This window comes from Micromonospora sp. CA-248212, assembly GCF_050948405.1.
GTDB lineage: Bacteria > Actinomycetota > Actinomycetes > Mycobacteriales > Micromonosporaceae > Micromonospora.
On sequence record NZ_CP192023.1, the window covers coordinates 5,739,325 to 5,766,236 of the forward strand.

Consider the following 26,912-nt stretch of genomic DNA (forward strand, 5'->3'; position numbering starts at 1 on the left):
GGGTCTCCCCCCGGTATGTCAGAACCCGAGCTTGTCGTAGCTGCTCGCGTTCTCCTTGGTGATCGTCTCGGAGGCGAGGGTCACTTCCTTGGGCACCTGCAGCTCCGTCAGGTCGCCCAGGCCCCGGCCCTGCGCGATGAGCCGCGCGAGCGAGATCGCCGAGGACGCCATCGACGGGTTGTAGGTGACCGTCGCCTTGAGCACCGAGTTGTCGGCCTTGATCGCGTCGATCGCGAGCTTGGAGCCCGCGCCGCCGACCATGAAGAACTCCGACCGGTTGGCCTGCTTGACGGCCGCGAGCACACCGATGCCCTGGTCGTCGTCGTGGTTCCAGATCGCGTCGATCTTCGGCAGCGCCTGGAGGAGCTGGGCCGCCTCGCGCTGGCCGCTGTCCGAGGTGAACTCGGCCGAACGCCGGTTGCTCACCTTGAACCCGTAGGTCGCCAGGGCGGCCTTGAAGCCCTCGCTGCGCTCGACCGTCAGCGGGATCTCCAGGCCGGCGATCTCACCGATGACCGGGTTGGCGACGCCCTTGTCCTTGAGCATCTTGCCGATGAAGTGGCCGGCGGAGACGCCCATGCCGTAGTTGTCACCCTTGATCACCAGCCGCGAGGCCAGCGCGTCGGGGAACGCCCGGTCGAGGTTGACGATCGGGATGCCGGCCTGCATGGCCTGGAGGGCAACGGCGTTGACCTCCTTGCCGTCGTGCGGCAGCACGACGATGATGTCCGGCTTCTGGGCGATCAGGGTGCCGAGCGTGGAGCGCTGGGCCTCCGAGTTCGACCCGCCGTCGACCTCCTTGAACTCCACGTCCGAGTACGCCGCGGCCTGCGCCTTGGCGTTGGCGTGGATCGCGCCCATCCAGCCGTGGTCGGCGGCCGGGGCCGAGAAGCCGATGACGACCTTCTTGCCCGGAGCGTTGTTGCCCTCGGCGTTGCCGGCGGCCTTGGTCTGCGTGCTGGCGGCCGGGGTCTCGTTACTGGTGCAGGCGGTCAGCAGGGTGGCGGCGCCAACCGCGGCACCACCGAAGAGCAACCGGCGGCGCGACAGGTCGCGACTGTTCTGGGTCATGAACGACCTCCTGGGAGCGGGTTTTCATCTGGGTGAGGGTGTGCGAGGTCCGGCCACCGTCGAAGATCTCGACGTCGCCAGGACAACGGTGCGGTGCGTCAGGTTGTGGTGGTGACCCTGTTCCGCGCGAGGAGCCGGGTGACTGACTTGAACTTGAACTGCTGGATCAGGACGGCGGCGACGATAATGCCGCCCTTGACCATGTTCTGCGCCTCGATGGAGAGGCCGTTGATGGCGAAGAGGTTCGTGATCGTGGCGAAGATGATGACGCCGAGCAGCGAGCCGACGATCGTGCCCCGACCACCGCTGAGCAGCGTCCCGCCGATGATCGCGGCGGCGATCGCGTCCAACTCGTACAGGTTGGCCATCGCCGCCTGCGCCGAGGTGGCCTGCGAGGTGAGCATGATGGCCGCGATGCCGCAGCACAGACCGGAGAGCGCGTAGAGCAGCATCGTGTGCCGGCGGACGTTGATGCCGGCCAGTCGGGCCGCCTCCGGGTTACCGCCGACGGCGATGGTCCGCCGGCCGAAGGTCGTCCGGTTGAGCAGGACCCATCCGGCCAGCACGACCGCGCCGAGGATGTAGACCAGGATCGGGACACCGATGATCTTGCGGGCGGCGATGTCGTTGATGAACGTGCTGCTCGACACCTGCGTCTGCTTGTTGGAGATCGAGGCCGCCAGGCCGCGCGCGGCCACCAGCATCGCCAGGGTCGCGATGAAGGGCACCAATTTGCCGTACGAGATGAGAACGCCGTTGACCAGGCCGACGCAGATGCCCACCACGAGGGCGGTGAAGATCATGCCGCCGGCGCCATAGCTCTGGGTGGCCACCGTGGTGCACCAGACCCCGGCCAGCGCGACGATCGCTCCCACCGACAGGTCGATGCCACCGCCGATGATCACGAAGGTCATGCCGACCGTGACCACGCCGACGACCGAGGCGAGTTGGAGGATCGCCAGGACGTTGTTCCAGACCCAGGTCGGGTCGCCGTACAGGTCCGGCTTGGTGATCGCGCCGACCACGACGAGCGCGGCCAGCACGCCGATCAGGCCGAGGTTGCGCTTCGCACCGTCGCCGCCGTCGCCCCGCCACCAGGAGAGCTTGCCGGTGGAGGCCGTCTTTTCGCTGGCCACCGCCGTCTCCGCCGGGTCCACCGGCGGCGACTGGGCCGGAAGCTGCGGGCGCTCCGGTGTCGCGGTGGGTGTGGGAGTCGCGTCGCTCATGCCGGTGCGCCTTCCATCAAGGACCCCGCCATCACGAGGTCAAGCACAGTGTTCTCGTCAAGTTCGCCGGCCGCGGCCTCGCGGACGACCCGGCCTTCGCGCATCACCAGCACCCGGTCGGCCAGGCCCAGCACCTCGGGTACCTCGCTGGAGACCAGCAGCACGCCGACGCCCTGCGCGGCCAGTGAGCGGATGACCTGGTACAGCTCGGCCCGAGCGCCCACGTCCACACCCCGGGTGGGCTCGTCGAGCAGCAGCAGCTTGGTGCCGCCGAGCAACCACCGGCCGACCACGACCTTCTGCTGGTTGCCGCCGGACAGGGTGCGTACCGGCCGGTCGACGTCCCGGGGACGCAGCTCCAGGGTCTCGGCGATCCGGTCCGCCTCGGCGCGTTCCGCCGCCGCGTTGGTGAAGCCGAGCCGCGCGTACCGGCCGAAGGTGGCCAGCGTGACGTTGCGGTAGATCGGCTCGCCCAACAGCAGCGCCTGACTCTTGCGCTCCTCCGGGGCCATGCCCATGCCGGCCCGTACCGCCGCCCCGACGCCGGGGCGCAGCGCCTTGCCGTCCATCCGCACCGTGCCGGCCTCCGCCAGCCGGGCGCCGTAGATCGTCTCCAGCAGCTCGGAGCGGCCGGAGCCAACCAGACCGGCGATGCCGACGATCTCTCCGGCCCGCACGTTCAGCGACACGTCGGCGAACTCGCCGGTGCGGGTCAACCCCTCGACCTGGAGCAGCTCGTTGCCGGCGGTGTCGTCGGTCGGCCGGTCCGGGAAGACGTACTCGATGGTCCGGCCGGTCATCCGGCTGACCAGGTCGCGGGTCGGGGTGTCGCGCGCCGGCAGGTTCGCCGCCGTGGTCCGGCCGTCCTTGAGTACGGTGACCCGGTCGCCGATCTCGCGGATCTCCTCCATGCGGTGGGAGATATAGATGACGGCGATGCCCTGCGCGGTCAGCTCGCGGATGATCCGGAACAGGTTGCCGACCTCGTCGTGGGCCAGCACCGCGCTCGGCTCGTCCATGATGATCAGTCGCGCCTCGTGCGACAGCGCCCGCGCCATGCTGACGATCTGCTTGCCGGCCGCCGGCAGGGAGCGGACCATCCGACCGGGCGGGATCTCGCCGTGCCCGAGCCGGCTGAGGATCTGCCGGGTGTGCCGGGCCATCCGGCCGCGCCGGACGAAGCCGAAACTGCGGTACTCGTGCCCGAGGAACGCGTTCTCCGCGACCGAGAGGTCTTCGACGAGGTCGAGTTCCTGGTAGATGGTGGCGATGCCGGACTTCATGGCGGCCTGCGGGTTGGCGAAGGTGACCGGTTCGCCGCGCCACTCCACCAGCCCGGAATCCGGCTGGTGCACGCCGGCCAGCACCTTGATGAGCGTGGACTTGCCAGCGCCGTTCTGCCCCAGCAGGCAGTGCACCTCTCCGGCGCGTACCTCGAGCTGGACCCCGTCCAGGGCGCGTACGCCGGGGAAGGTCTTGACCACGTCGGTGAGGCGCAGGACCACCTCGCCCGCGACGGTGTCGGGCGGAGCTTCGACCAGCGGCGCGGCGGCGTCGGCGTCGGCCGACCCGGTGGTGGCGGTCTCGTCGGACAGGGCCACGGTCTCCTCCTCGCTCATGATGCTTCCCCGAAGGCGACGTCGCTGGCGAGCACGGCCGCGCCGGCGACACCGGCCCGGCCACCCAACTCGGACAGCACGACGGGCAGGTTGCCGGTAGCCAGGGGCAGTGACCGGCGGTAGACCACACTGCGGATCTCGGCGAGCAGGATGTGCCCGAGCTGGGCCAACCCGCCGCCGATCACGATCATCGACGGGTTGGTGAAGCTGACCAGGCCGGCGAGCACGCCGCCGACCCGGCGTCCGCCGTCGCGGATCAACTGGATGCAGGTCACGTCGCCCTCGACGGCGCCCTCGGCGACGTCCAGCGCGGTCACCGTGCCCCGCGTGCTCAACCGCTCGGCCAGGGCCGGCGACGCTCCGCTGCGGGCCGCGACGAACGCGTCCTTGGCCAGCGCCGCGCCGCTGAACAGGGCCTCCAGGCAGCCCGCGTTGCCGCAGGAGCACATCGGACCGTGCGCGTCGACCTGGATGTGGCCGATGTCCCCGGCGCAGCCGTCGGTGCCCCGGTAGACCTCGCCGGAGAGGTAGATGCCGCAGCCGACACCGGTGCCGATCTTCACGAAGAGGAAGTCGTCCACCGAGTGGGCGACTCCGCCGTGACGTTCCCCGATGGCCATGATGTTGACGTCGTTGTCGACCACCGCCGGGCAGGCGTGCTCCCGGCTGAGCAGCTCGCGGACGGGGAACCGGTCCCAGCCCGGCATGATCGGCGGCGACACCGGCACGCCGTCGCGGAAGCTGACCGGCCCGGGTACGCCGATGCCCACCGCGTCCAGCCGCTCGTACGCCCCGTCGACCCGGGCCTTGTGCAGCAGCTCGTTGACCCGTTGCAGGGTGACCTTCGGGCCGCTGCGGATGTCGGCCGGCTCGGCGTAGTGGGCCACCGGTTCGAGGCGACCGTTGACCACCTCGACGTCCATCGAGCTGGCGCCCAGGTCGACGGCGGCGAAGCGCAGCTTCGGGTTCAGCTCGACGAGCGTCGAGCGACGCCCGCCCCGGGAGGCGGCGAAACCGGCCTCGGCGACGTACCCGAGCGCGACCAGCCGGTCCAGCTCGGCCAGCAGTCGCGGGCGCGGCATCTGGAGCCGGTCGCCCAGCTCGGCCCGGGACACGGCCCCCTCGTCGCGGAGTAACCGCAACAGCCGGACGTGCAGGGGGTCGACGGTCCGCACGCGCGGTTCACCTCTTCATCGGACTCGTTCACATCGACGCAATGTCGATGTGTTGTGTCCGACACAGTAGGAGCGCTCCGCGCCGCGTGTCCAGAGCTTCAGCCGTTCCGTTCCCAACTTTTGTCCGAAGGAACAAAAGCTAAAAGTGGATCAAGAAAAGGATAACGGCGTGCCCGCAGGCGCTCGCGTGCAGTTTCATCGACCGACACGAACCCGCCCCGCCAGCGGGTCTGTGCTGGCGGGGCGGGTTCGTGTCGGTGCGCGCTCGATCCACTCCAGGTCGGCGATGTGGTGCCATCCGGTGCGGGGGATGCCGCCAGGTCGGCGATGTGGTGCCGATCAGGCGGTGCGGTCCTTCTTGCGGAGCTTGCGGTCGTCGCGCAGCTCGACGTACGGCTCTTCGTCGACGGGATGCCCGGCCGAGATCGCCCGACCGCGCTCCAACTCCGCGTCGAACTCGGCGCCCAGCAGGATCGCGATGTTGCTCAGCCACAGCCAGACCAGGAAGATGATCACACCGGCCAACGCCCCGTACGTCTTGTTGTACGAGCCGAAGTTGCCCACGTAGAAGGCGAACAGACCCGAGATCACCAGCCAGATCACCACGGCCAGCACGCCACCCGGGCTGATCCAGCGGAACCCGCCGTGGCGGGCGTTCGGCGAGGCCCAGTAGAGGATGGCGAACATCAGGCTGACCAGGAGCAGCAGCACCGGCCACTTGGCCACGTTCCACACCGCGACCGCCTCCGAGCCCACGCCGATGGCGTCGCCGACCACCTCCGCGAGGCGGCCCGTGAAGACCACGATCACCGCACTGACCAGCAGGAGTACGCCGATCACCGCCGTCACGCCGACCCGGATCGGCAGGGTCTTCCAGATCGGCCGGCCCTCCGGCACGTCGTAGATGGTGTTCGAGGCGCGCATGAACGCGGCGATGTAGCCCGACGCCGACCAGAAGGCCGCCAGCAGACCGATGATCGCCGCGACGCTGGCCAGCCCACCGTTGCCCTGCGCCTGCTTGATGGCCTCCTCGATGATCTTCTGGATGCTGTCGTTCGGCACCGCCTGGTTGACCGTGTCCTTGACACCCTCGGTGGCGCTGGTGCCCAGCAGGCCGAGGATCGAGATCAGCACCAGCAGCCCGGGGAAGATCGACAGCACGCCGTAGTAGGTCAGCGCCGCCGCCCAGTCGGTCAGGCTGTCGTCCTGAAATTCGCGGACCGTACGACGCAGCGCCGCCTTCCAGCCGCTGCCGGGCAGGTCGGTGGGGCTGTCCGGGCCCGCGTCCGGCCCGACCGCCCCGACCGGCGCGCTGGCCCGGTCCCGCTCGGTGCGGGCGCGCGTGCGGGGGTCATGCTCGCTCCGGCCGTGCTTGCGATCGCGCGCCGTGCGGTCGCCCGGGGTGCTGTCGTGGGCGGGGCTGTCGTGGGCGGGGCTGTCGTGGGCGGTGTCGTCACGGGCGCTGTGCTGGCGCTCGCGCTGGGCGGAAGACTCGTCCGAGGCCATCGCCCCTCCTCGTCGTCGGCGGTGTCACCTGCGGACATGCCCCGTCGACGGCCGCGGATAACCCCCTACTTGTAGAGCATCCTGCCCATCCGGCGCGAGGCCACCAGCAGACCGACCGCCATCATCGCCAGCAGGTAGAGCACGTCGAGCAGCCAGAGCCAGCCACCGGTGCCCACCGTGAGCCCGCGGAGCAGGTGCACCGCCCGGTACAGCGGAGTGACCTCGACCAGCCAGCGCAGCAGGGTCGGGTAGGCCTGCGCCGGCACGAACGTGCCCGAGAAGAAGAACAGGGTGAACTGGACCGACCCCACCAGGTCGAAATCCTGCCAACTGCGCATGACGGTGGCGACCGCCATGCCGAGCCCACCGAACGCGAATCCGACCAGCACCGCCGCCGGCAGCGCGGTGACGGCCCGGGTCACGGTGGTCAGGTCGAGCGCGACCATGACCCCGAGGAACGCCGCCGAGTACGCACTGCCGCGCAGCATCGCCCAGCCCAGCTCACCGAGGGCGATCTCGAACGGGCGGATCGGGGTGGCGATCATCCCGTCGTACAGCTTCATGTACTTCATTTTGCCGAAGAGATTGAATGTGGTCTCCGAGATTGCCCCGGTCATCGCGGAGGAGGCCAGCATCGCCGGGGCCACGAACTCGGGGTACGACACCAGCCGTCCGTCGGGCAACGGCAGGTCCCCGACCAGCGTCCCCACACCCAGGCCGATGGAGAGCAGGTAGAGCAGCGGCTCCACGAAGCCGGAGAGCAACAGCAGCCAGTAGACCGCCTTCAGGGCCGTGACGTTGCGCCCGATCACCGACGCCGACCGGCGGGACGCGCCGGAGACGTCGACCAGCCGGGGCAGGACCAGCGTGACCACGGGTTCCCCCTAGACGACGAGCTTGCGGCGGAAGGTGCGCAGCGCGAGCAGCCACCCGGCGACCGCCCAGGCGGCCAGGTAGAGCAGGTGCCCGACGATCGACCACTGTGGAGCGACACCGAGCGTGGCGGCCCGGCACAGATCGACGGCGTGCCACAGTGGCGTGGCGTACGCCAGCCAGCGCAGCGCCTCGGGCAGCGACTCGACCGGGAAGAACACCCCGGCGAACAGGCTCATCGGGATGACCGCGAACCGGAACAGCATGGCCAACCAGTTGTCGCTGGACACCGCCGCGGCGTACGCGAAGGTGGGCGCGGCCACGGCCAGACCGAGCAACGCCACCACCGGCAGGGTGACCACCGCCCACGGCGACCGCAGCGCCCCGAACAACCCGGTGACCAGCAGGAACACCGCGATCGTGGTGACCACCCGGAACAGCACGAAGGCCAGGTGCCCGGCCAGGATGTCGCCCACGCGCAGCGGCGACGCGCTCTGCGCCTGGTAGCTCTTGACCCACTGGAAGTTGCTGAACACCGGCCACGTCGAGTCACCCACGGTCACCTGGAGCGCGGTCGAGGCGATCAGCCCGGGAACCAGCCACTCCAGGTAGGGCACCCCGCCGACACCCTGGTCGATGTAGCCCCCGACGCCCACGCCGAACCCGAGCACGGTCAGCAGCGGCAGCAGGAACGACGAGAACACCCCGGCCCGCCAGGTGCGCCGCAGCCCGACCAGGTAGTAGCCGAACACCGCGGACGCCGGCGCCCACGGCGGTCCCGGTCTCGCCCGCGTCCGTTCCGCCACGCTCACCGCGCCACCTCCACCCGCGTCGACCACGACCTGTCTACCCAAGGGGTACGACAGACCGCGAGCCGTTACGCCGTGCCCGTCGCCGCGATTGCGTGATCGACTCGACTTCCTGGAAGTCGCGGTGTCGGCGGCCACGGAAAGCCCCGACATCCGGGAAATCGAGGGGATCACCCCCAGCGGGGGCCGCTCGCGTGATGGATCATGCTCGACGGGCAGCGGCGGACGCGATGAAGGCGCGCCACCTGTCGGGCTCGAAGACGAGCACCGGGCCGTCCGGGTCCTTCGAGTCACGCACCTGGGCCAGAGCCCGATGGTCGTTGGCTGCTCAGCAGCACGACACGCCGGCAGGTTTGTTGCTGAGCAGCCACCGATCGCCCCCGGGCCCACCCCGCACCGCCACCGATCGGCCGGCGGCGGCAACCGGCACCAGGGTCAGTCGACGAGGGTGCGGCCGGTCAGGTGCAGGAAGACGTCCTCCAGGCTGCTGCGGCGCACCAGCACATTCGCCGGCTGCAAACCCGACGCGGTCACCTCGGCGACCGCCGCGTCGCCGTCGGGCACATAGAGCAGAACGCGGTCGGGCAGCACCTCGACCCGCTCCCCCACCCCGGCCAGCTTGTCGGCGAACGGCGCCTGCGACTCGGCCGCGAAGCGCAGCTCGACCACCTCGCGGGTGGAGTATCGCTCGATCAGCGCCCGGGGCGAACCCTCGGCGACGATCCGACCGCCGTCCATCACCACCAGCCGGTCGCAGAGCTGCTCGGCCTCGTCCATGTAGTGAGTGGTGAGCACCAGCGTGACGCCCTGCTGCTTCAGCCGGAACAGGCGCTCCCACACCAGGTGCCGCGCCTGCGGGTCGAGCCCGGTGGTCGGCTCGTCGAGCAGCACGATGTCCGGGTCGTTGACCAGAGCACGGGCGATGGTCAGGCGTCGTTTCATCCCGCCGGAGAGCGGATCGACCTTGCTGTCGGCCCGCTCGGTGAGCTGGACGAAGTCGAGCAACTCGGCGGCCCGCGCCCGTGCCGCCCGGCGCGAGATGCCGAAGTAGCGGGCGTAGACGGTCAGGTTCTCCCGGACGGTCAGCTCCGGATCGAGATTGTCGAGCTGCGGGCACACCCCGAGGCGGGCGCGGATCGCCGGCCCGTCGGCCACCGGATCCAGGCCGAGGATGCGCAGCTCACCGGCGCTCGGCGGCGAGGTGCAACCGACCATGCGCATGGTGGAGGACTTGCCCGCGCCGTTCGGTCCCAGAAAGCCGAACGCCTCACCCGACTGCACCTCGACGTCGATGCCGTCCACGGCGGTGAAGTCACCGAACCGCTTCACCAGCCCACGAGCCTGAATCAGTGGTCGCCCGGTAGTCACCGCCCGACCCTAACCGCCGGGTCCGACATCCCTGCAGGCAAATACCCGCGCGCCCTGACCCGCCGGAAGCGAAACGCCGATCAATGCCCCACGCCATCGGCCGATCGACAGGTATCGTCCCCCTGTGTCGCCCGCCAGCTCGCCCGATGGTCCGCCGTCACCCGCCCGACCAGCCAACTCGCCCGCCGACCGGCCCGACACGCGCCCCGCCGACCGGCCCGACACGCGCCCCGCCGACCGGCCCGACACGCGCCCCGCCGACCGGCCCGACACGCGCCCCGCCGACGAGCCCGTCACGACTGCGGCCGACAGGCCGCCTCGACCGCGCCCAGCGGCCGAGGCCGCGGAACCAGCCGACACGGCAGAGCCGACCGCCGAGACCCCAGAACCGACCGACACCGCGAAACCGCCCGAGACCGCGAAACCGACCCGGACCGCGAAACTGACCCAGACCGCAGAGCCGACCCGCACCGCAGAGCCAACCGAGACCGCACAACCGACCGGGCCGGGCGGCGCCGCCGAGCGGGCCACAAGGGACGTGGCGGCCCAGTTCGAGGACGAGAGGCCCGGCCGGGTGTTGGCCGGTCCGGCGGCCCTCCTGCTCGGCACAGTGGCGCTGGCGGTCGGCACGCTCGCTCTCTGGCAGGTGTTCCGCCCGCTCGCACAGGGCAGCAAGTACTACCTGATCATCTTCTTGGCCGGTGTGCTCCCGCTGGTCTTCCTCGCCTACCCGGCCGACCTGCCGCGCTGGACCCGCCCGCGCCGGCGGCGACAAGCCACCGCCAGCACCCGGCCCGCAGACAGCACGGCACGCCCCGACCACACCGACAGCACCCGGCCCACCCTCGTCGACTGGCTGCTGGCCGCGCTGACCGTGGCGGCCTGCCTCTATCCCGTCCTGCCGATCACGATCGGTACGGGTGGCGGCGGCTACAACGCGTTCCTCGACCGGCAGGGCCTGCTCGCGCCGACCGACCTGGTGCTCGGCACCGTGCTGCTGCTCCTGCTGCTGGAGGCGTGCCGGCGTACGACCGGTTGGATCCTGCCGGCGGTCGGCCTGCTGTTCCTCGGGTACGGCTACTACGGCGGGTTGCTGCCGCAGTCGTGGCCGGTCGCGCACGCCGGGCTCGACTTCCGTCAACTCATCGACGCGTTCTACAACTCCGACAGCGGTTTCTACGGCACCCCGTTGGACGTGGCCGCCTCGTACATCGTGTTGTTCACCATCTACGGCGCGGTGTTGGAGCTGTCCGGGGCCGGGCGGTTCTTCGTCGACCTGTCGAGCGCCGCGTTCCGCCGCTCCCGGACCGCCGCCGGTCGGACGGCGGTGGCCTCGGGCTTTCTGCTCGGCACCGTCTCCGGCTCGGGTGCGGCGACGACGGTGAGCATCGGCGCGGTCACCTGGCCGCTGCTGCGTCGCGCCGGCTATCCACCGGAGCGGGCCGGCGGCATGCTGGCGGCGGCCGGGGTGGGCGCGATCCTGTCCCCGCCCACCCTCGGGGCGGCGGCGTTCATCATCGCTGAGTACCTGGGCGTTTCGTACCTTCAGGTGCTGGGTTGGGCGACGGTGCCGACGGTGCTCTACTACCTGGGCATCCTGCTCTCCGTGGAGATCGACGCCCGCCGCTCCGGCGTACGTCCGGTCGTGCTCGACGTCGGCTCACCGTGGCGGCTGCTGGGCCGCTTCGGCTACCACTTCGCCTCGCTGATCGCGATCATCGTGTTCCTCGCGGTCGGCGTCTCCGCGACGAGGGCCGTGGTGTTCGCCATCGTCCTCACCGCCGTGCTGTCGTGGCTGGACCGCGCCCACCGGCTCACCCCGGCCCGGCTGGTGACCGCCCTGGTCACCGGCGTACGCGGGGTGCTCGCCGTCACCGCCGTGTGTGCCGCCGCCGGCATCATCACGGCGACCACCACGAAGACCGGGCTCGGGCCGCAGACGGCGGCGTTGCTGATCGGCGGGGCGAAGGCGGTCACCGCCGACCCGACGCTGGTCCTGGTGCTCACGGCGCTGCTCGCGGCCGTCGCGCTCAGCCTGCTGGGCCTGGCCGTGCCGGTCACCGCCTCGTTCGTGATCGGGTGGGTGATCGTCGGCCCGGCCCTGCTCGACCTGGGCGTGGCCGCGCCCGCCGCGGCGATGTTCGTCTTCTACTTCGCCGTGCTGTCCGAGGTGTCCCCGCCGACCGCGCTCGCCGCCGTGGCCGCGGCCGCCGTCACCGGGGGCCGGCTGGTGCCGACCATGTGGCAGACCCTGCGGTACGCGCTGCCGGCGTACCTCACCCCGATCGCGTTCGTCATCACCCCGACCGGGCTGGGCCTGCTCGGCATCGGCGGCGTGCCGCGGATCGCCGTCGCGGCCGTGGTGACGGCGCTCAGCGTGGCGGTGCTCGCTGTCGCCGCCGGTGGCTGGCTGCCCGGGGTGGGTCCCGCCGGCGCACCGGAACGGGTGCTCGGCGCCGTCGCCGGAGTCACCCTGCTCTGGCTCGAACCCGTGCCGGTCGCGGTGGGCGTGGCGCTGGCCGCCATCGCGGCAGCGGGAGTGCTCGTCCGACGCGGATCCACGGGCCGACCGCGCACCCCAACAGCGGGCCGACCGCGAACACCAACAGAGGAGAGACTGTGAGACGAACCGACGTACGGCTCGCGGCGGGCGTGGGCGCGCTCGCCCTCGTCCTGGCGGGCGTCACCGGCTGCGGAGGCCAGCAGGGCGGCGCGGCCACGGACGACACGGCCAGTGCGGTCACCTGCGAGGTGACCCGGGAGACCCGCGTGGGCATCGCCACCGGCAACTCGACGGGCGTCTACTACTCGGTCGGCAACGCCCTGGCCGGGCAGTTGTCCGGGGCGACCGGCGGCAAGCTCACCGGCACCGCCGCCGAGACCGGCGCGTCGGTGCAGAACGTGGAGCAGTTGGTCGGCGGCCAGTACGACGTGGCGTTCTCGCTGTTCGACACGGCGGTCAACGCGGTCGAGGGCAAGGGCAGCTTCACTGCCCCACAGCCGGTGCGGGCCTTGGCCCGTCTCTACGACAACTACACGCAGGTGGTGGTCCGCAAGGACGCCGGAATCACCTCGGTCGCCGGCATGCGCGGTAAGCGGATCTCCACGGGCTCCCCGAAGTCCGGCACGGAGGTGATCGCGAACCGGCTGCTGGAGGCCGCCGGACTCGACCCGGCCAAGGACGTCCGGGCGCAGCGACTCGACCTCGCCAAGACGGTCGACGGCGTCAAGGACGGCAGCATCGACGGCTTCTTCTGGTCCGGTGGCCTGCCCACCAGTGGCCTGACGGACCTGTTCACCACCGCCGGTGACACGGTGACGTTCGTCGACATCTCGACGCTGCTGCCGAAGCTGACCGCGCTTGGCCCCGGCTATCAGGCCGGCACGATCGGTCGGGACGTGTACCGGACGGCGAGCGACACCCCGACCATCGTCGTGCCGAACGTGCTGCTGGTTCGCGAGGACCTGGACGCCAACGTCGCCTGCGTGATCACCCGGACGGTGTTCGACAAGCGCGACGCCCTGGCCCAGGCCAACCCGGCGGCCAAGGGGATCACGCTGGAGAGGGCCCGCCGGACCCTGCCGGTGCCGCTGCACCGGGGCGCCGAGAAGGCGCTGAACGACCTGGGAGCGAGGTGACCGTCGGTCAGAGGTCGGTCGGCGCGGTGGCGGCGCGGGCCACGCCGACCAGGCGGTCGGTCTCGGCGAGCAGCGCCTCGTCGTCCGCCGGTGTGCCGGGGTCGAGTCGGACCGTCCAGGTCAGACCGTCGGCCCCGGCCGCGCGACGGGCCGCGACGCGCGCCGCGCCGCCGGGCACCGGGTGGTGTTCGGTGTACGCGACGGAGCGGGTCACCCGGGCGCGCACCTGGTGTGGCAGCTCACCGGGGTCGAGCAGCAGGTACGTCTCCGCCGGCCCGTCGGCGACCACGAGGTAGCCGTCACGCTCGACGACGGTCTCGGCGGGCGTGACGGTCAGCTCCCGACCGGACCAGACCGCCTTGATCAGGTCGTGCCAGCCGATGCGGTGCCCCCGACCGGGCAGCCACAGCCCGAGGTTGCTGGCCACGATCACGCCGTCGCCCTCGCCGTTGCCCACCGCCGCCCAGGCGAGTACCCGCTCGTCGGCGGCCAACGGCGGCCGGTCGGCCGGGGGCAGCTTCGGCTTGCGGCTGAACAGTCCCATCTAGAGCCCTCCCGCGGCCTGCTCGCGCAGCGCCCGGGCGTGCTGTTCCAGCGACAGCAGCTCCCCGAAGGCGGCGAAGTACTCGTCCTTGTTGTTGACCGGGTTGATCCGCTGGATCCGCGACTTGAGGTCGCGGATGCGGGCCGTCACCGACCCGAACTGCACCCGGGCCATGGTGATCGACACGTAGCGCGGGTCGGGCTCGCCGTCGATACGGAGCGGCTCCACGGCCAGCTCGCCGACCAGCGCGGCGGCGGCCAGATCCTCGCTGGCGTCGCGGACCTTCTCGATCCAGACCGCGCCGCCGGTCGCCGACGCGGCCCCGCCGGCCGCCGCCACGGCCGCGCGCACGGCCACGTGCAACGGGTGGCGGTACTCGCTGGCCTCGACCGCGTCGAACATGGGCCCGGCCAGCACGGGCTGTTGCAGGGCGAGTTTCAACGCCTCGCGCTCGACCATCGACTGTGGGCTGTCCACCGCCGGCTCGGGGTGGGCCGGGGCGGGCCGTGCAGCGGGCGCGGCGTCCCGGCCGCCGGACGGCGGAGTGTTGGCGGCGGCGAGCACGGCCCGCTGCACCGGCTCGATCTCCATCCCGAGGTCCATGGCGAGCTTGCGGACGTACTCTGGGCGTTTTTCCCGGTCTTTGAGTTGCGCGACCAGCGGCGCGGCCCGGCGCATGGCCTCCACCCGGCCATCGACGGTGTCCAGGTCGAAGCGGCTGATCTCGTGCCGCAGCGCGAAGTCGACGAGCGGTTCACGGCGGGCGACCAGGTCCCGCACGGCCAGGTCACCCTTGGCCAGGCGCAGCTCACACGGGTCCATGTTGTCGGGGCTGACCGCGATGAACGTCCGCCCGACGAAGCGCTGGTCGTCGCCGAACGCGCGCAGCGCCGCCTTCTGACCGGCGGCGTCCCCGTCGAAGGTGAAGATGATCTCGCCGGCCACCGAGTCGGTGTCCAGCAGGAGCCGGCGCAGCACCCCGATGTGGTCCGCGCCGAACGCCGTGCCGCAGGTCGCCACCGCCGTCGGCACGTCGGCCAGGTGACAGGCCATCACGTCGGTGTAGCCCTCGACGACGACCACCCGGCCCTGCTTGGCGATCTCCCGCTTGGCCTGGTCGAGGCCGTAGAGCACGTGCGACTTCTTGTAGATCGGCGTCTCGGGGGTGTTCAGGTACTTCGGGCCGTCGTCGTCGTCGAAGAGCTTGCGCGCCCCGAAGCCGATCACGTCGCCGGCCAGGTCGCGGATCGGCCAGAGCAGCCGACGACGGAACCGGTCGATCAGCGTGCCCGAGCGGGACTCCCGGGACAGCCCGGCGGTGACCAGCTCCTGGTGGGTGAAGCCCTGCTGACGCAGGTGCTTGGTGAGCAGGTCCCAGCCCTCCGGCGCGAACCCGCACCCGTAGCGCTCGGCGGCGGCCCGGTCGAATCCACGTTGGGCCAGGAACTCGCGCGCCGGTCGGGCCCCGGCGGTGCTGAGCTGCGCCCGGTAGAAATCGACGGCGGCGGCGTGCGCGGCGACCAGTCGCTGGCGCTGGCCCTGCTGCGGGCGCGGACGCGGGGCGCCCCGGTCGTCCTCGACGTAGCGGAGCTGGATGCCGGCGCGCCCGGCCAGCCGCTCGACGGACTCGACGAAGCTCAGGTGCTCCGCGTCCATCAGGAACTTGATCGCGTCGCCGCCGGCCCCGCAGCCGAAGCAGTACCAGACGTTGCGGGCCGGCGAGACGTTGAACGACGGGCTCTTCTCGTCGTGGAACGGGCACAGGCCCTTGAGGTTGCCGCCCCCGGCGGACTTCAGGGTGACCGTCTCGGAGATCACATCCCCGATCGAGGTGCGTTCCCGGACCAGCGCGATGTCCTCGTCCCGGATCCGCCCAGCCATGCGCCACCCCCTCGCCGTACATCCTGCCCTGCCGGGCCGACGAGACGCCGTCCGGGGGACGCCGGTGTGGCGGGGGCCGCCATCGGACTCGCCCGTTCCGGCCCGGCCGGCGGGTCCGCGCGGGGACCATGACCAGATGCGCAGGGTACGCGCCAACACGCCCCGGCCGCCGGATTGGGTGGCCGGCCGGCTGCGGATACGGGGGTCCGGCCCGCGCGCGAGTGAGACCGGCGAACGGCACGCCACCTGGCTGGAGCTTTTCCTCGACCTCATCTTCGTGTACGCGCTGGCGGCGGTGACACGCCGGTTGGGCGACGACCCCACACCGTCGCCGAGCGCCGTGCTGGCCGTGCTGGGGCTCTTCGTCGTGGTCCAGTGGGCCTGGTTGGGCCAGGTGTTCTACGACACCCGCTTCGACCCGGACGACGTACCGCACCGGATCCTGGTGCTGGTCGCGCTGGTCGGCGCGGGAACGATCACGCTCGGAGTGGACGAGGTGCCGGAGAGCGTGCTCCTGCCGGTCGGCTACCTGATCGTGCGGGGTGTGCTGCTCCTGCTGTATCTGCGGGCCCGCCCGACCAGCCCGATGGCCCGTACGGTGACCACGATCTACCTGTGCGGCTTCGGGTCGAGCTGGCTGATCTGGCTGGCCTCGCTGGCCGTACCCACCGACACGCGCCCGACGTTGTGGATCGTCGCGATGCTCATCGAGCTGGCCACCCCGTGGGTCGGCAAGCGCTGGCTGAACCGGTTTCCGGTCGACGACCAGCACCTGCCGGAACGGATCGGGCAGTTCACCATCATCGTGCTGGGCAGCGCGCTGGCCAGCCTCCTCTTCGCGGTGCCCGACCATCCGCGGCCACACATGATCGTCACGGCGGGACTGGCCTTCCTGGTGCCGGCGGCCGTCTGGTGGGTCTACACCACCTTCGTCACCACCCGCGAGTCACAGCGCCGGCTGCGCGGCGGCCAGACGTACGCCTACCTGCATATTCCGCTCGGCGGCGCGCTACTGCTGCTCGGCTGGGCACTCGGGCAGATGGTCCGGCTGGCCGACGACGAGGTGGTCCGGCTGCCGATGGAGCTGCGGCTCCTGCTGGCGGCCACGCTCACCGTCTGGGTGCTCTGCGGGCTGGCGTTGCACTGGGTGTGGAACCGGCCGAGCATCGGTCGGCTGGGCATCGCCGGCTACGGCGTGGGCTCGGCCATCCTGATCACCGCGGCGGTGCACGGACCGAAGCTGATGCTGTCCCTGCTCTCGGTGGCGGTCGTCGGGTACGCGGTGCTGCTCACCCGACGACTCACCACGACGGCCGAGGACTGAGCTGGCCGGCGCTCAGGCGGTGGCCGGCTCCTCGGCGGCGACCTGCCGGTTCCACTCCTGCTTCGACGAGCGCCAGCCCTCGTCGTCCATGCCCCGCCGCCAGTAGCCGGAGATGGAGAGCCGGTCCAGCGGCACACCGCGCTCACCGCGCAGCAGCCGGCGCAGCTCCCGGACGAAGGCCGCCTCGCCGTGCACGAAGGCGTGCACCTGGCCGGCCGGGAACTCCAGTGAGCGCACCGCGTCGACCAGCGCCTCGCCCACCGGGCGTTCGCCACGGTGCAGCCAGCTGAGCGTGACCGCTCCGGGGCTGAGCAACTTCTGCTCGTCCGCCGGGTCGGCGATCTCCACGAAGACGTGTGCCGGGGCGCCCACCGGCAGCCGTTCCAGCGCGGCGGCGATCGCCGGCAGGGCGCTCTCGTCGCCGACCAGCAGGTGCCAGTCCGCGTCCGGGTCCGGCGCGTACGCCCCGCCGGGGCCGACGAAGTGCACCGGGTCACCGGGGCGCAGCGCGGCGGCCCACGGCCCGGCCAGGCCCTCGTCGCCGTGGTGCACCACGTCGACGGTCAGCTCGCCGGCGCGCGGGTCCCACCGGCGCACGGTGTACGCGCGCAGCCGGGGCCACTGCTCGCGGGGCATGTCCCGGCGGATCGCGACGAGGTCGAGCGGCTCGGGGTACGCGACACCGGGCTGCGGGAAGACCAGCTTGATGTAGTGGTCGGTGAACTCGCCCACCGGCAGGCCGACCAGTTCGTCCCCACCGAGGACGAGCCGGATCAGGTGCGGGGTGGGTCGTTCGGTGCGCAGCACCCGGACCGAGGTGACGTTCCTGGGGCGTTCCGTCATGCAGTTAGGCTAACCTAAGTAGTCGAGCTGTCCACCAGACGGGTGTGCCAGCTCACCGCCGCCGGATCGGTGAGCGAGGCGACCTGGTCAATCACGACGCGCAGCCGGGCGTCGTCGTCGGGCGCGGCCCGCCACAGCGGGGCGAAGATCGGATCAAGCCCGTCCGGCGCCCGCCGCACCAGCGCGGCCACCAGTTCGGCCAACATCGTCCGCTGCCGCTCGTAGCGACCCCGGAACCCGGTGCGCCGCATCACGTACCGCAGGGCGATGCCCTTGAGCAGCGCACACTGCGCCCGGACCCGCCTCGGCACCACCAGGTCGGCGGCGTACCGGCGGTGCGGGCCGGGGCCGTACCGCTGCTCGGTGGCCTCCACCGCCGCCGACACGAACCGGCCGGTCAGCCCGCTCGTGGTCGCCTTCAGCGCGACCTGGGCACGATGGCTGCCGTCGTACGCGGCGAGGGGGGCGAGCAGCGGGTCGGCCAGCAACGCGACCAGCACCTCGGCCAGATCGGCCGAGGACTCCCCCGAGTACGTGGCGGCCACGTCGGCACAGAGCGCGGCCCGTTCGTCGGCGTCGGCGAGCAGCGGACGCAGCGTGACGTACCCGCCGTGGATGCCGTCCTCGACGTCGTGCACCGAGTACGCGACGTCGTCGGCCCAGTCCATCACCTGCGCCTCCAGGCAGCGCCGGTCTCCCGGCGCACCGGCCCGGAGCCACTCGAACACCGCCGTGTCGTCGGCGTACACCCCGAATTTGCGCTGCCCCGGGCGGCGCGGCCACGGGTACTTGCCGATCGCGTCGAGCGACGCCCGGGTCAGGTTCAGCCCGGCGGACGACCCGTCCGGGGCGAGCACCTTCGCCTCCAACCGGGTCAGCACCCGCAGCGTCTGCGCGTTGCCCTCGAAGCCGCCGCAGGGCGACGCGAGCAGGTCCAGCGCGGCCTCGCCGTTGTGCCCGAACGGCGGGTGCCCCAGGTCGTGGGCGAGCCCGGCGACGTCGACGACGTCCGGGTCACAGCCCAGCCGGGCGCCCATCTCCCGGGCGATCTGGGCCACCTCCAACGAGTGCGTCAGCCGCGTACGCAGGAAGTCGTCGGTGCCGGCGGTGTGCACCTGCGTCTTGGTGGCCAACCGGCGGAACGCGGCCGAGTGCAGCACCCGGGCACGATCACGCTCGTACGGCGACCGGCGGTGGCCGGTGTCCTTGGGCGGCTCCGCCACCAACCGGTCGGCCGGATCAACGCTCACTTTCACTCAGCCGCTGTTGTTCGCGACTGCGGGGCTCGCAAAACCGGCTCACTCCTCGCGCTCAGGCAGCACGCAGAACTCGTTGCCCTCCGGGTCGGCGAGCACCGTCCACTCCACGTCGCCCTGACCGATGTCGACGTGCCGGGCGCCCATGTCGACCAGTCGCTCGACCTCGGCCTCCCGGTCGGCGGGACGCAGGTCGAGGTGGAGCCGGTTCTTTCGTACCTTGCCCTCGGCGACCGGGCCGAAGAAGATCGCGGGGGACCGATCCGGCGACTGGCGGATCTCCACGCCACTCGGCTTGTCGGAAATGATCTGATAGCCGAGCGCCTCGGCCCACCAGCGGGCCAGCCGTGCCGGATCACGGGCATCGACGGTGAGGCTCTCCCAGACGCTTGTCATTCAGTCACCCTTCCCGTTCGACGGCGTAGACAATCGGCCGTTGCGAGCGAGCCAAGGTTACGCCCGTCACGGCTCCTTGACGTGCCCCCGACGCGGCGACGGGTGGTGGGGCGCCGTGGCGGCCCGGTCGCCCGGGTCCGCCACGGCGTCACGCGTCAGCGACTGTCCGAGCCGTCGGTCTGCACTGCCGCGCGGCCAGCCTCCAGGCGTGCGACCGGCACCCGGAACGGCGAGCAGGACACGTAGTCCAGGCCGACCTCGTGGAAGAAGTGCACCGAGTCGGGGTCGCCGCCGTGCTCGCCACAGACGCCGAGCTTCAGCCCGGCGCGGGCGGCCCGCCCCTCCTCGGCGGCGATCCGCACCAGCCGGCCGACGCCGTCACGGTCGATCGACTCGAACGGCGAGATGCCGAAGATGCCCAGCTCCAGGTACCGCCAGAAGAACGCGCCCTCGACGTCGTCCCGGGAGAAGCCCCAGCCCATCTGCGTCAGGTCGTTGGTGCCGAACGAGAAGAACTCGGCGGCCTCGGCGATCTGACCGGCGGTCAGCGCCGCCCGGGGCACCTCGATCATGGTGCCGATCAGCACCTCGACGCCGCTGTCCCCGACCACCTCGGCGATGATCTTCTCGGCCTCGGCGCGTACCGTCTCCAACTCCTGCACGGCCCCGACCAGCGGCACCATGATCTCGGGGCAGGCTTTGCCACCGGCGCGGACGACCGCGACGGCGGCCTCGGCGATGGCCCGGACCTGCATCGCGAACAGGCCGGGGATGACCAGGCCGAGGCGTACGCCCCGCAGCCCGAGCATCGGGTTCTCCTCGTGCATCCGCCGGACGGCCGCGAGCAGCGCCTCCTCCTTGGCCACGTCCTCGCCGCGCTCCTGGGCGACCGCCACGTTGACCGCGAGCTGTTCCAGCGGCGGTAGGAACTCGTGCAGCGGCGGGTCGATCAGCCGGACGGTGACCGGCAGGCCGTCCATCTCGCGGAAGATCTCCTCGAAGTCGGCCCGCTGCATCGGCAGCAGCGCGGCCAGCGCCTCGCCGCGCTCACCCTCGGCGCGGGCCAGGATCAGCCGCTCCACCAGCTCGCGCCGGTCACCGAGGAACATGTGCTCGGTGCGGCACAGCCCGATGCCCTCGGCGCCGAAGCGCCGGGCGCGGGCCGCGTCCGCGCCGGTGTCGGCGTTCGTGCGGACCGCCAGCCGCCGCTTCCCGTCGGCGTGCGTCATGATCCGGTGTACGGCCCGGACGAGCGGGTTGTCGACGTGTTCGTCGTCGAGGCTGCCCTCGAAGTACTGCACCACCTCCGACGGCATGACCGGCACCTCGCCCAGGTACACCTTGCCGGTGGTGCCGTCGATGGAGACGACGTCGCCCTCGTCGACGGTCTGCCCGGCCACGGTGAACCGCTTCGCGGGCACGTTGACGTCGATCTCGTCCGCGCCGGAGACGCAGGTCTTGCCCATGCCCCGGGCCACCACCGCGGCGTGGCTGGTCTTGCCGCCGCGCGAGGTGAGGATGCCCTTCGCGGCGATCATGCCGTTCAGGTCGTCCGGGTTGGTCTCCCGGCGGACCAGGATCACCGACTCACCCTCGGCGGCCAGCTCGACGGCCCGCGCGGAGGTGAAGACCACCTTGCCGGACGCCGCGCCGGGTGACGCGCCGATGCCCGTGGCGACCGCCTCGAACTCGTGGTCGAGCTGGAAGCGGGGGAACATGAGCTGGGCGAGCTGCGCGCCGTTGACCCGGTGCAGGGCCTCGTCCTCGTCGATCAGGCCCTCGTCGACGAGCTGCCCGGCGATGACGAACGCGGCGGCGGCCGTCCGCTTGCCGACCCTCGTCTGCAACATCCACAGCTTGCCGCGCTCGATGGTGAACTCGATGTCGCACAGGTCCCGGTAGTGCTCCTCCAACCGGGCCATGATCGACAACAGCTCGTCGTAGGAGGACTTGTCCAGCCGCTCCAACTCCTGCAACGGCACCGTGTTGCGGATGCCGGCCACCACGTCCTCGCCCTGGGCGTTGGCCAGGTAGTCGCCGTAGATGCCCTGCGCGCCGCTGCCCGGGTCCCGGGTGAACGCGACCCCGGTGCCCGAGTCCGGGCCGAGGTTGCCGAAGACCATGGTCACCACGTTGACGGCGGTGCCGAGGTCGGCCGGGATGCGCTCCTGGCGGCGGTAGAGCACCGCGCGCTCGGCGTTCCACGACTCGAAGACGGCGCGGATGGCCAGGTCGAGCTGCTCACGCGGCTGCTGTGGGAACTCCCGGCCGGTGTGCTTGGCGAAGATCTTCTTGTACGCGTCGACGAGCCCTCGCAGATCGTCCGCGTCCAGGTCCAGGTCGTTGTGCGTACCCTTGGCGCTCTTGATCTCGTCGAGGGCGTGCTCGAACTCCTCGCCCGGCACCTCGCAGACGGTCTTGCCGAACATCTGGATGAGTCGGCGGTACGAGTCCCAGGCGAAGCGGTCGTTCTGGCCCGCCTGCGCGGCGAGCCCCACCACGCTCTGGTCGTTGAGGCCGACGTTGAGGACGGTCTCCATCATGCCGGGCATGGAGAACTTCGCGCCGGAACGGACGGACACCAGCAGCGGGTCGCCCGGGTCGCCGAGACGCTTGCCCATCTCGCGCTCCAGCGCCTGCAGGTGCGCCTCGATCTGACCGGCGAGGCCGTCGGGCTCCCGGCCGGTCGCGAGGTACGCCTGGCACGCCTCGGTGGTGATGGTGAAGCCGGGCGGCACGGGCAGGCCGAGGTTGGTCATCTCGGCGAGGTTGGCGCCCTTGCCTCCGAGCAGGTCCTTCAGGTCCTTGTTGCCCTCGGAGAAGTCGTAGACGTACTTGTGTTCGTCGGTCTCTTGCGCTGCCACCAGAGCCTCCCACGCGCGCCGGATTGACACTTAACGAAGGTTCAGGGCGAAGGTTAAGCGAAGATCGGGTGGCCTGGGACCGTTCGGTGACAATAGGCACAGCTATCACGACTATCCGCGTTCGTACCGGTTTTTGGGAACGCTTCCACGCGCACAATCACGCAATATCCCCGGTCCTCGTATTGTTGACGCCACTGGATCTGCCGAAGCTCGCTTTTGCCATATCCGACGCGAAATAACCCCTTCCGGAGCCGTCGTCGTGTCCTCCCTCCCGATCTCCTCCCCCACCCCGGACCCGAGCACCGCCGCTCACCCCGCCGCCGCCGACGGGATCGCGCTGCCCGCGCACCAGCCGGAGGCCGGTGACCTGGCGGCGCTCGCCGCTCGGGCGGCCGGTGACGACCTGCTCGCCCCGCCGGTCGGCCTCGACAACGTCGTGCCGGCACCGGAACTCCTCGACGCGGACCCGGGGGTGACGTTCGTGCTCGACGGGGACACCGCCATCCGGGTCACCGCCCACCCGGGCGCCCGGGAGGTGGCCGACCACCTGGCCCAGCTGCTGCGCCCGGCGACCGGTTTCCCGCTGCCCGTCGCCGACACCCTCGCGGCGGACCCGGCCGGCACGCTGACGCTCACCCTGGCCGGCACGACCCCGACGACGCCCCCCACCCCCGGCGAGAGCGCCGACCTCGGGGCGGAGGGCTACCGGCTCGACGTGACCACCACCGGGGTACGCGTCATCGCCGCGACCGCCACCGGTCTCTTCTACGGCGTCCAGACGCTCCGGCAGCTCCTCCCGGCCGCCGTGGAGAGCCCGACGCCGGTGGCTGCCCGCTGGGCGTTGCCCGGCGGCACGATCCTGGACCGCCCCCGCTTCCCGTACCGGGGCGCGATGCTCGACGTAGCCCGACACTTCTTCGCCGTCGAGGACGTCCTGCGGGTGATCGACCACCTGGCCCGCTACAAGCTCAACCACCTGCACCTGCACCTCACCGACGATCAGGGCTGGCGCATCGCCGTCGACTCCTGGCCGAGGCTCGCCACCGTCGGCGGGGCGAGCGAGGTCGGCGGCGGCCCCGGCGGGCACTACACCAAGGACGACTACCGGCGGATCGTCTCGTACGCGTCCGCCCGGCACGTCACCGTCGTCCCGGAGATCGACCTTCCGGGCCACACCAACGCGGCGCTCGTCGCGTACCCGCGCCTCGCGCCGGACAAGGTCGCGCCCGCGCCGTACACCGGCACCGAGGTCGGCTTCAGCTACGTCGACCCGGCCGACGAGCAGACGTACGACTTCATCGCCGACGTACTCGGCGAGGTCGCCGCCCTCACCCCGGGGCCGTGGCTGCACATCGGCGGCGACGAGGCGTTCAAGGTCAAGGGCGCGGTCTACACCGGTTTCGTGCAGAGGGCGCAGCGACTCGTCGCCGACACCGGCAAGACCGTGGTGGGCTGGCATCAGCTCGCCCCGGCCGCCCACGTCGACGGGCGGGTCCTGCAGTGGTGGGGTACGGACACCGACGACCCCACCACCGCCGACGCCGTCCGCCGGGGCGCCCGACTGATCGTCTCCCCCGGCAACCACGCGTACCTGGACATGAAGTACGCCGACGAGACCCCGATCGGGCACGACTGGGCCGGCCTCATCGACGTACGCCGCGCGTACGACTGGGATCCGGGCACACACGTCGACGGCGTGCCCAGCACGGCCGTCCTCGGCGTGGAGGCCCCGCTGTGGACCGAATCGGTCACCTCGCTGGCCGACATCGAGTTCCTGCTGCTCCCCCGGCTCCCCGCCATCGCCGAGCTGGGCTGGTCGCCCCGGGCGACGCACGACTGGGCCGGCTTCCGGGACCGGCTGGCCGGACACGGCCCGCGCTGGTCCACCGCAGGGATCACCTTCCACCGCAGCCCCGAGATCCCCTGGCCGGCCATTCCGACCATCCCGGGCCAGCGCCCCGCCGCCAAGGCAGACACCGCCGAACGCTGACGACACGGCACCCCCGAGGTTGTCAACCGACCATGATCGACTCGGGTTGACCGATATCGGGGTGTCCCGCGCGCCCGGATACCCCGACATCGCTGACGTCGAGTCGATCACCCCGATTGGCGGGTGAGGTCCGGTCCGGGTGGGTGATTTGGGCGGCCGTGGTGTGATCGTCCCGTGGCGGACGGCCCCGGGCGGCGGAATCGCGGGTCGGGCGGGGTCGTTATACGGACCGAGCCGCCGCGACCTACAGGCCGCAGCGCCCGTCCGGCCCCCGGGGAACACCCACCGGGTCGGCGTCGTTACATCCCCCGCACCACCGAGCAGCACCGGCCCAGGCCGGCAGCCGCCGCCGGGAACACCCGCCGGGTCGGCGTCGTTACACCCCCCGCACCACCGAGCACCACCACGCCGGCTCGCGGCAACCGCCGCCGGGAACACCCGCCAGGTCGGCGTCGTTACATCCCCGCACGGCCGAGCACCACCGGCCGTACCCGGTTCCCCGGCGGGAATGATCCGCTGGCCCGGACCGTTGCACCACCCTCCGGGACACCCCCGAGCAGGCCCCGCCGGGTCGCCGGGCCGATCCCCAAGAACTTCCGTCCGGCACACCCCCGTGTGCCGAGTGCGTATCCCCCGATGAAGCAGAGGAGCACGCCATCATGCGTACCGATCTGATTCGCAAGACCGCCCTGACCGCCGCTGGCCTCGCCTTCACCGGTGGAGCGATCGCCGGTCCGGTGACCGCCGCTTACGCCATGTCCGACGCCAAGCCCAGCACCCAGACCCAGTCGGACCGCAAGGGTCACGGTGAGCGGGAGCTCGGCGTGCGCTACGAGGCGCAGCCGAACTTCTACTACTGCGGCCCCGCCGCTACCCGTAACGCGCTGAGCGTGCAGGGTAAGAACATCGACGTGGACGCCATGGCCAAGGAGATGGGCACCACCGAGGCCGGCACCAACAGCATCAACGACATCACCCCGGTGCTGAACAAGGAGACCGGCAAGGCCGACGCCTACCGGTCGGTGGAGATCAGCAGCCCCGACGCCGACGCCAAGCAGACCGACACGCTGCGCGCCGACGTGGTCAAGACCGTGGACGACGGTCGGGCCGTGGTCGCCAACATCGCCGGCACCAGCACCGACACCGACGGCAACACCCACTCCTACGAGGGCGGGCACTACATCAGCGTGACCGGCTACCGCGACAACGGCAACGTCGTCACGATCGCCGACTCCGCCAACCCGGACACCGCCTCGTACCAGATCACCATCGAGCACCTCGCCGACTGGATCGCCACCCGCGGCTACGCCACCAGCTGACCCGCGACCCGCACCACCGACAAGGGCCGGACCCCGCACCCGGGGTCCGGCCCTTGTTCGCATGTCGTCAGGTCTGGTCGCGGAGCGCGCCTCCGCCGCCGGCCGTCAGCCGCCGGAGTCGTCCATCTCGGCGCCCTCGGGGACGGTGTCGTCGTCCCGGCTGGCCAGCCAGCCGTCCGGCAGGGCGACCTTGCCCGGCGAGTTGGTACGCCCGCGCGGCTGACCCAGCGCGGTCAGCGGGAAGGGCTCTGCCGGGTCGAGCTTGCCGAGCAGGTCGTCGAGCTGGGCCAGGCTCTCGATCATCGCCAGCGAGCGGCGCAGGTCGCCGCCGACCGGGAAACCCTTCAGGTACCAGGCGACGTGCTTGCGGAAGTCGGTGCAGCCGTCCCGCTCACCCCGGGCCGGGTTGCGAGCGCCCGCCACGAACTGGTCGACCAGCAGCTCGGCGTGCCGGCGCATGGTCACCGCCACCTCGCCGAGGGTGGGCAGCCGCCGCTCCGGCCGACCGGTGAAGGCGGCCTCCAGGTCGGCGAAGAGCCACGGCCGTCCCAGGCAGCCGCGACCCACGACCACGCCGTCGACGCCGGTGTGGGCGACCATCCGCAGCGCGTCGTCGGCCTCCCAGATGTCGCCGTTGCCGAGCACCGGCACGTCCAGGGCCTGCTTGAGGGTGGCAATCGCGTCCCAGTCGGCGGTGCCCGAGTAGCGCTGCGAGGCCGTACGCCCGTGCAGGGCCACCGCGGCGACGCCGGCCTCCTGCGCGGCGAGCCCGGCCTCGACGTACGTCAGGTGGTCGTCGTCGATGCCCTTGCGCATCTTGACCGTGACCGGCACGCCGGAGGGTGCGGCGGCGTCCACCGCGGCCTTCACCAGGCGGGCGAAGAGCCGGCGCCGCCACGGCAGCGCCGCGCCACCGCCCCGCCGGGTGACCTTGGGTACGGGGCAGCCGAAGTTGAGGTCGATGTGGTCGGCCAGGTTCCGCTCGACGACGATCCGCACGGCGGCGGCGGTGATCTCCGGGTCGGTGCCGTAGAGCTGGAGGCTGCGTGGCTGCTCGTCGTCGCCGAAGGCGATCATGCGCAGCGTCTTCGGGTTCCGCTCGACCAGCGCCCGGGTCGTGATCATCTCGCAGACGTAGATGCCGCCGCCCTGCTCACGGCAGAGCCGGCGGAAGCCGATGTTGGTGATCCCGGCCATCGGCGCGAGCAC

General features: G+C 71.5%; 20 protein-coding genes and 1 pseudogene. 5 read left to right on the plus strand and 16 right to left on the minus strand.

The genetic code is table 11. The features are described 5' to 3' along the window. Nucleotides 1-18 precede the first annotated feature (18 nt). The 9 genes from ACQP03_RS26900 to ACQP03_RS26940 form a co-directional block, all read right to left on the minus strand. Entirely contained in the window at nucleotides 19-1,071 is a 1,053-nt protein-coding gene (locus tag ACQP03_RS26900; RefSeq protein ID WP_357175797.1) for a substrate-binding domain-containing protein, read from the minus strand. Between the two features lie 98 nt (nucleotides 1,072-1,169). Further along, nucleotides 1,170-2,297 (minus strand): ABC transporter permease, encoded by a 1,128-nt coding sequence (locus ACQP03_RS26905; RefSeq protein ID WP_357397184.1) that lies wholly within the window; start codon nucleotides 2,295-2,297, stop codon nucleotides 1,170-1,172. Further along, nucleotides 2,294-3,916, minus strand: coding sequence for a sugar ABC transporter ATP-binding protein (locus tag ACQP03_RS26910; RefSeq protein WP_357133335.1), 1,623 nt, complete (start codon nucleotides 3,914-3,916; stop codon nucleotides 2,294-2,296). Before ACQP03_RS26910 ends, ACQP03_RS26905 begins: the two co-directional genes overlap by 4 nt. Beyond that, the gene (locus ACQP03_RS26915; protein WP_355051303.1) at nucleotides 3,913-5,091 is read right to left on the minus strand and encodes an ROK family protein; all 1,179 of its coding nucleotides are present in this window, start codon (nucleotides 5,089-5,091) and stop codon (nucleotides 3,913-3,915) included. The genes ACQP03_RS26910 and ACQP03_RS26915 overlap by 4 nt, the downstream gene beginning before the upstream one ends. A gap of 339 nt (nucleotides 5,092-5,430) precedes the next feature. Continuing rightward, on the minus strand, nucleotides 5,431-6,597 hold the full coding sequence (locus ACQP03_RS26920) for a YhjD/YihY/BrkB family envelope integrity protein (RefSeq protein ID WP_357397179.1): 1,167 nt from the start codon (nucleotides 6,595-6,597) through the stop codon (nucleotides 5,431-5,433). A gap of 65 nt (nucleotides 6,598-6,662) precedes the next feature. Then, complete coding sequence (locus tag ACQP03_RS26925; protein WP_357397176.1) at nucleotides 6,663-7,472, minus strand: ABC transporter permease; 810 nt, start codon at nucleotides 7,470-7,472, stop codon at nucleotides 6,663-6,665. Nucleotides 7,473-7,481: 9 nt separating this feature from the next. Further along, the gene (locus tag ACQP03_RS26930; RefSeq protein WP_357397174.1) at nucleotides 7,482-8,282 is read right to left on the minus strand and encodes an ABC transporter permease; all 801 of its coding nucleotides are present in this window, start codon (nucleotides 8,280-8,282) and stop codon (nucleotides 7,482-7,484) included. Nucleotides 8,283-8,481: 199 nt separating this feature from the next. Further along, entirely contained in the window at nucleotides 8,482-8,577 is a 96-nt protein-coding gene (locus ACQP03_RS26935; protein WP_433458932.1) for a DUF397 domain-containing protein, read from the minus strand. Between the two features lie 137 nt (nucleotides 8,578-8,714). Then, nucleotides 8,715-9,647, minus strand: a complete 933-nt coding sequence (locus tag ACQP03_RS26940) for an ABC transporter ATP-binding protein (protein WP_357133326.1) — start codon at nucleotides 9,645-9,647, stop codon at nucleotides 8,715-8,717. 538 nt (nucleotides 9,648-10,185) lie between these two features. Between ACQP03_RS26940 and ACQP03_RS26945 the strand changes: the two genes are divergently transcribed. Together ACQP03_RS26945 and ACQP03_RS26950 are read left to right on the plus strand one after the other, a co-directional pair. Then, nucleotides 10,186-12,270 carry a TRAP transporter permease gene (locus ACQP03_RS26945; protein ID WP_357397171.1) on the plus strand — a complete coding sequence of 695 codons (2,085 nt, stop codon included), beginning with the start codon at nucleotides 10,186-10,188 and terminating at the stop codon, nucleotides 12,268-12,270. Continuing rightward, nucleotides 12,267-13,286 carry a TAXI family TRAP transporter solute-binding subunit gene (locus tag ACQP03_RS26950; RefSeq protein WP_357175815.1) on the plus strand — a complete coding sequence of 340 codons (1,020 nt, stop codon included), beginning with the start codon at nucleotides 12,267-12,269 and terminating at the stop codon, nucleotides 13,284-13,286. Before ACQP03_RS26945 ends, ACQP03_RS26950 begins: the two co-directional genes overlap by 4 nt. Nucleotides 13,287-13,293: 7 nt before the next feature. Here the strand turns inward: ACQP03_RS26950 and ACQP03_RS26955 are convergent, their stop codons facing one another. After that, nucleotides 13,294-13,830: a hypothetical protein gene (locus ACQP03_RS26955; protein WP_357397168.1), complete on the minus strand. Its 537-nt coding sequence runs from the start codon at nucleotides 13,828-13,830 to the stop codon at nucleotides 13,294-13,296. Then, nucleotides 13,831-15,733: pseudogene (dnaG, locus tag ACQP03_RS26960) on the minus strand (DNA primase). 114 nt (nucleotides 15,734-15,847) lie between these two features. On the opposite strand from dnaG, the gene ACQP03_RS26965 reads away from it, so the two are divergent. Further along, nucleotides 15,848-17,035, plus strand: coding sequence for a low temperature requirement protein A (locus tag ACQP03_RS26965; protein WP_357397166.1), 1,188 nt, complete (start codon nucleotides 15,848-15,850; stop codon nucleotides 17,033-17,035). 12 nt (nucleotides 17,036-17,047) lie between these two features. On the opposite strand, the gene ACQP03_RS26970 is transcribed toward ACQP03_RS26965, so the two are convergent. From ACQP03_RS26970 to ppdK, 4 genes are all read right to left on the minus strand, one after another. Next, nucleotides 17,048-17,878, minus strand: a complete 831-nt coding sequence (locus ACQP03_RS26970) for a siderophore-interacting protein (protein WP_357133315.1) — start codon at nucleotides 17,876-17,878, stop codon at nucleotides 17,048-17,050. Between the two features lie 14 nt (nucleotides 17,879-17,892). Then, nucleotides 17,893-19,134 (minus strand): deoxyguanosinetriphosphate triphosphohydrolase, encoded by a 1,242-nt coding sequence (locus ACQP03_RS26975; RefSeq protein WP_396833296.1) that lies wholly within the window; start codon nucleotides 19,132-19,134, stop codon nucleotides 17,893-17,895. 42 nt (nucleotides 19,135-19,176) lie between these two features. Then, nucleotides 19,177-19,530 carry a VOC family protein gene (locus ACQP03_RS26980; RefSeq protein WP_357133311.1) on the minus strand — a complete coding sequence of 118 codons (354 nt, stop codon included), beginning with the start codon at nucleotides 19,528-19,530 and terminating at the stop codon, nucleotides 19,177-19,179. Nucleotides 19,531-19,685: 155 nt separating this feature from the next. Beyond that, nucleotides 19,686-22,394, minus strand: a complete 2,709-nt coding sequence (ppdK, locus tag ACQP03_RS26985) for a pyruvate, phosphate dikinase (RefSeq protein WP_433458937.1) — start codon at nucleotides 22,392-22,394, stop codon at nucleotides 19,686-19,688. A gap of 259 nt (nucleotides 22,395-22,653) precedes the next feature. Here ppdK and ACQP03_RS26990 point away from each other — a divergent pair, with 259 nt between their 5' ends. Beyond that, on the plus strand, nucleotides 22,654-24,384 hold the full coding sequence (locus tag ACQP03_RS26990) for a beta-N-acetylhexosaminidase (protein WP_433458939.1): 1,731 nt from the start codon (nucleotides 22,654-22,656) through the stop codon (nucleotides 24,382-24,384). Between the two features lie 659 nt (nucleotides 24,385-25,043). Further along, nucleotides 25,044-25,703: a C39 family peptidase gene (locus tag ACQP03_RS26995; RefSeq protein WP_357397158.1), complete on the plus strand. Its 660-nt coding sequence runs from the start codon at nucleotides 25,044-25,046 to the stop codon at nucleotides 25,701-25,703. Between the two features lie 105 nt (nucleotides 25,704-25,808). Here the strand turns inward: ACQP03_RS26995 and dusB are convergent, their stop codons facing one another. Beyond that, entirely contained in the window at nucleotides 25,809-26,900 is a 1,092-nt protein-coding gene (gene dusB / locus ACQP03_RS27000) for a tRNA dihydrouridine synthase DusB (RefSeq protein WP_433461219.1), read from the minus strand. Nucleotides 26,901-26,912 lie beyond the last annotated feature (12 nt).

Coding starts and splice junctions, on each gene's coding strand:
- ACQP03_RS26900 (WP_357175797.1), bottom strand. CDS start 1,071: ATGACCCAGAACAGTCGCGACCTGTCGCGCCGCCGGTTGCTCTTCGGT.
- ACQP03_RS26905 (WP_357397184.1), bottom strand. CDS start 2,297: ATGAGCGACGCGACTCCCACACCCACCGCGACACCGGAGCGCCCGCAG.
- ACQP03_RS26910 (WP_357133335.1), bottom strand. CDS start 3,916: ATGAGCGAGGAGGAGACCGTGGCCCTGTCCGACGAGACCGCCACCACC.
- ACQP03_RS26920 (WP_357397179.1), bottom strand. CDS start 6,597: ATGGCCTCGGACGAGTCTTCCGCCCAGCGCGAGCGCCAGCACAGCGCC.
- ACQP03_RS26955 (WP_357397168.1), bottom strand. CDS start 13,830: ATGGGACTGTTCAGCCGCAAGCCGAAGCTGCCCCCGGCCGACCGGCCG.
- ACQP03_RS26965 (WP_357397166.1), top strand. CDS start 15,848: ATGCGCAGGGTACGCGCCAACACGCCCCGGCCGCCGGATTGGGTGGCC.
- ACQP03_RS26970 (WP_357133315.1), bottom strand. CDS start 17,878: ATGACGGAACGCCCCAGGAACGTCACCTCGGTCCGGGTGCTGCGCACC.
- ACQP03_RS26980 (WP_357133311.1), bottom strand. CDS start 19,530: ATGACAAGCGTCTGGGAGAGCCTCACCGTCGATGCCCGTGATCCGGCA.
- ACQP03_RS26995 (WP_357397158.1), top strand. CDS start 25,044: ATGCGTACCGATCTGATTCGCAAGACCGCCCTGACCGCCGCTGGCCTC.
- dusB (WP_433461219.1), bottom strand. CDS start 26,900: ATGGCCGGGATCACCAACATCGGCTTCCGCCGGCTCTGCCGTGAGCAG.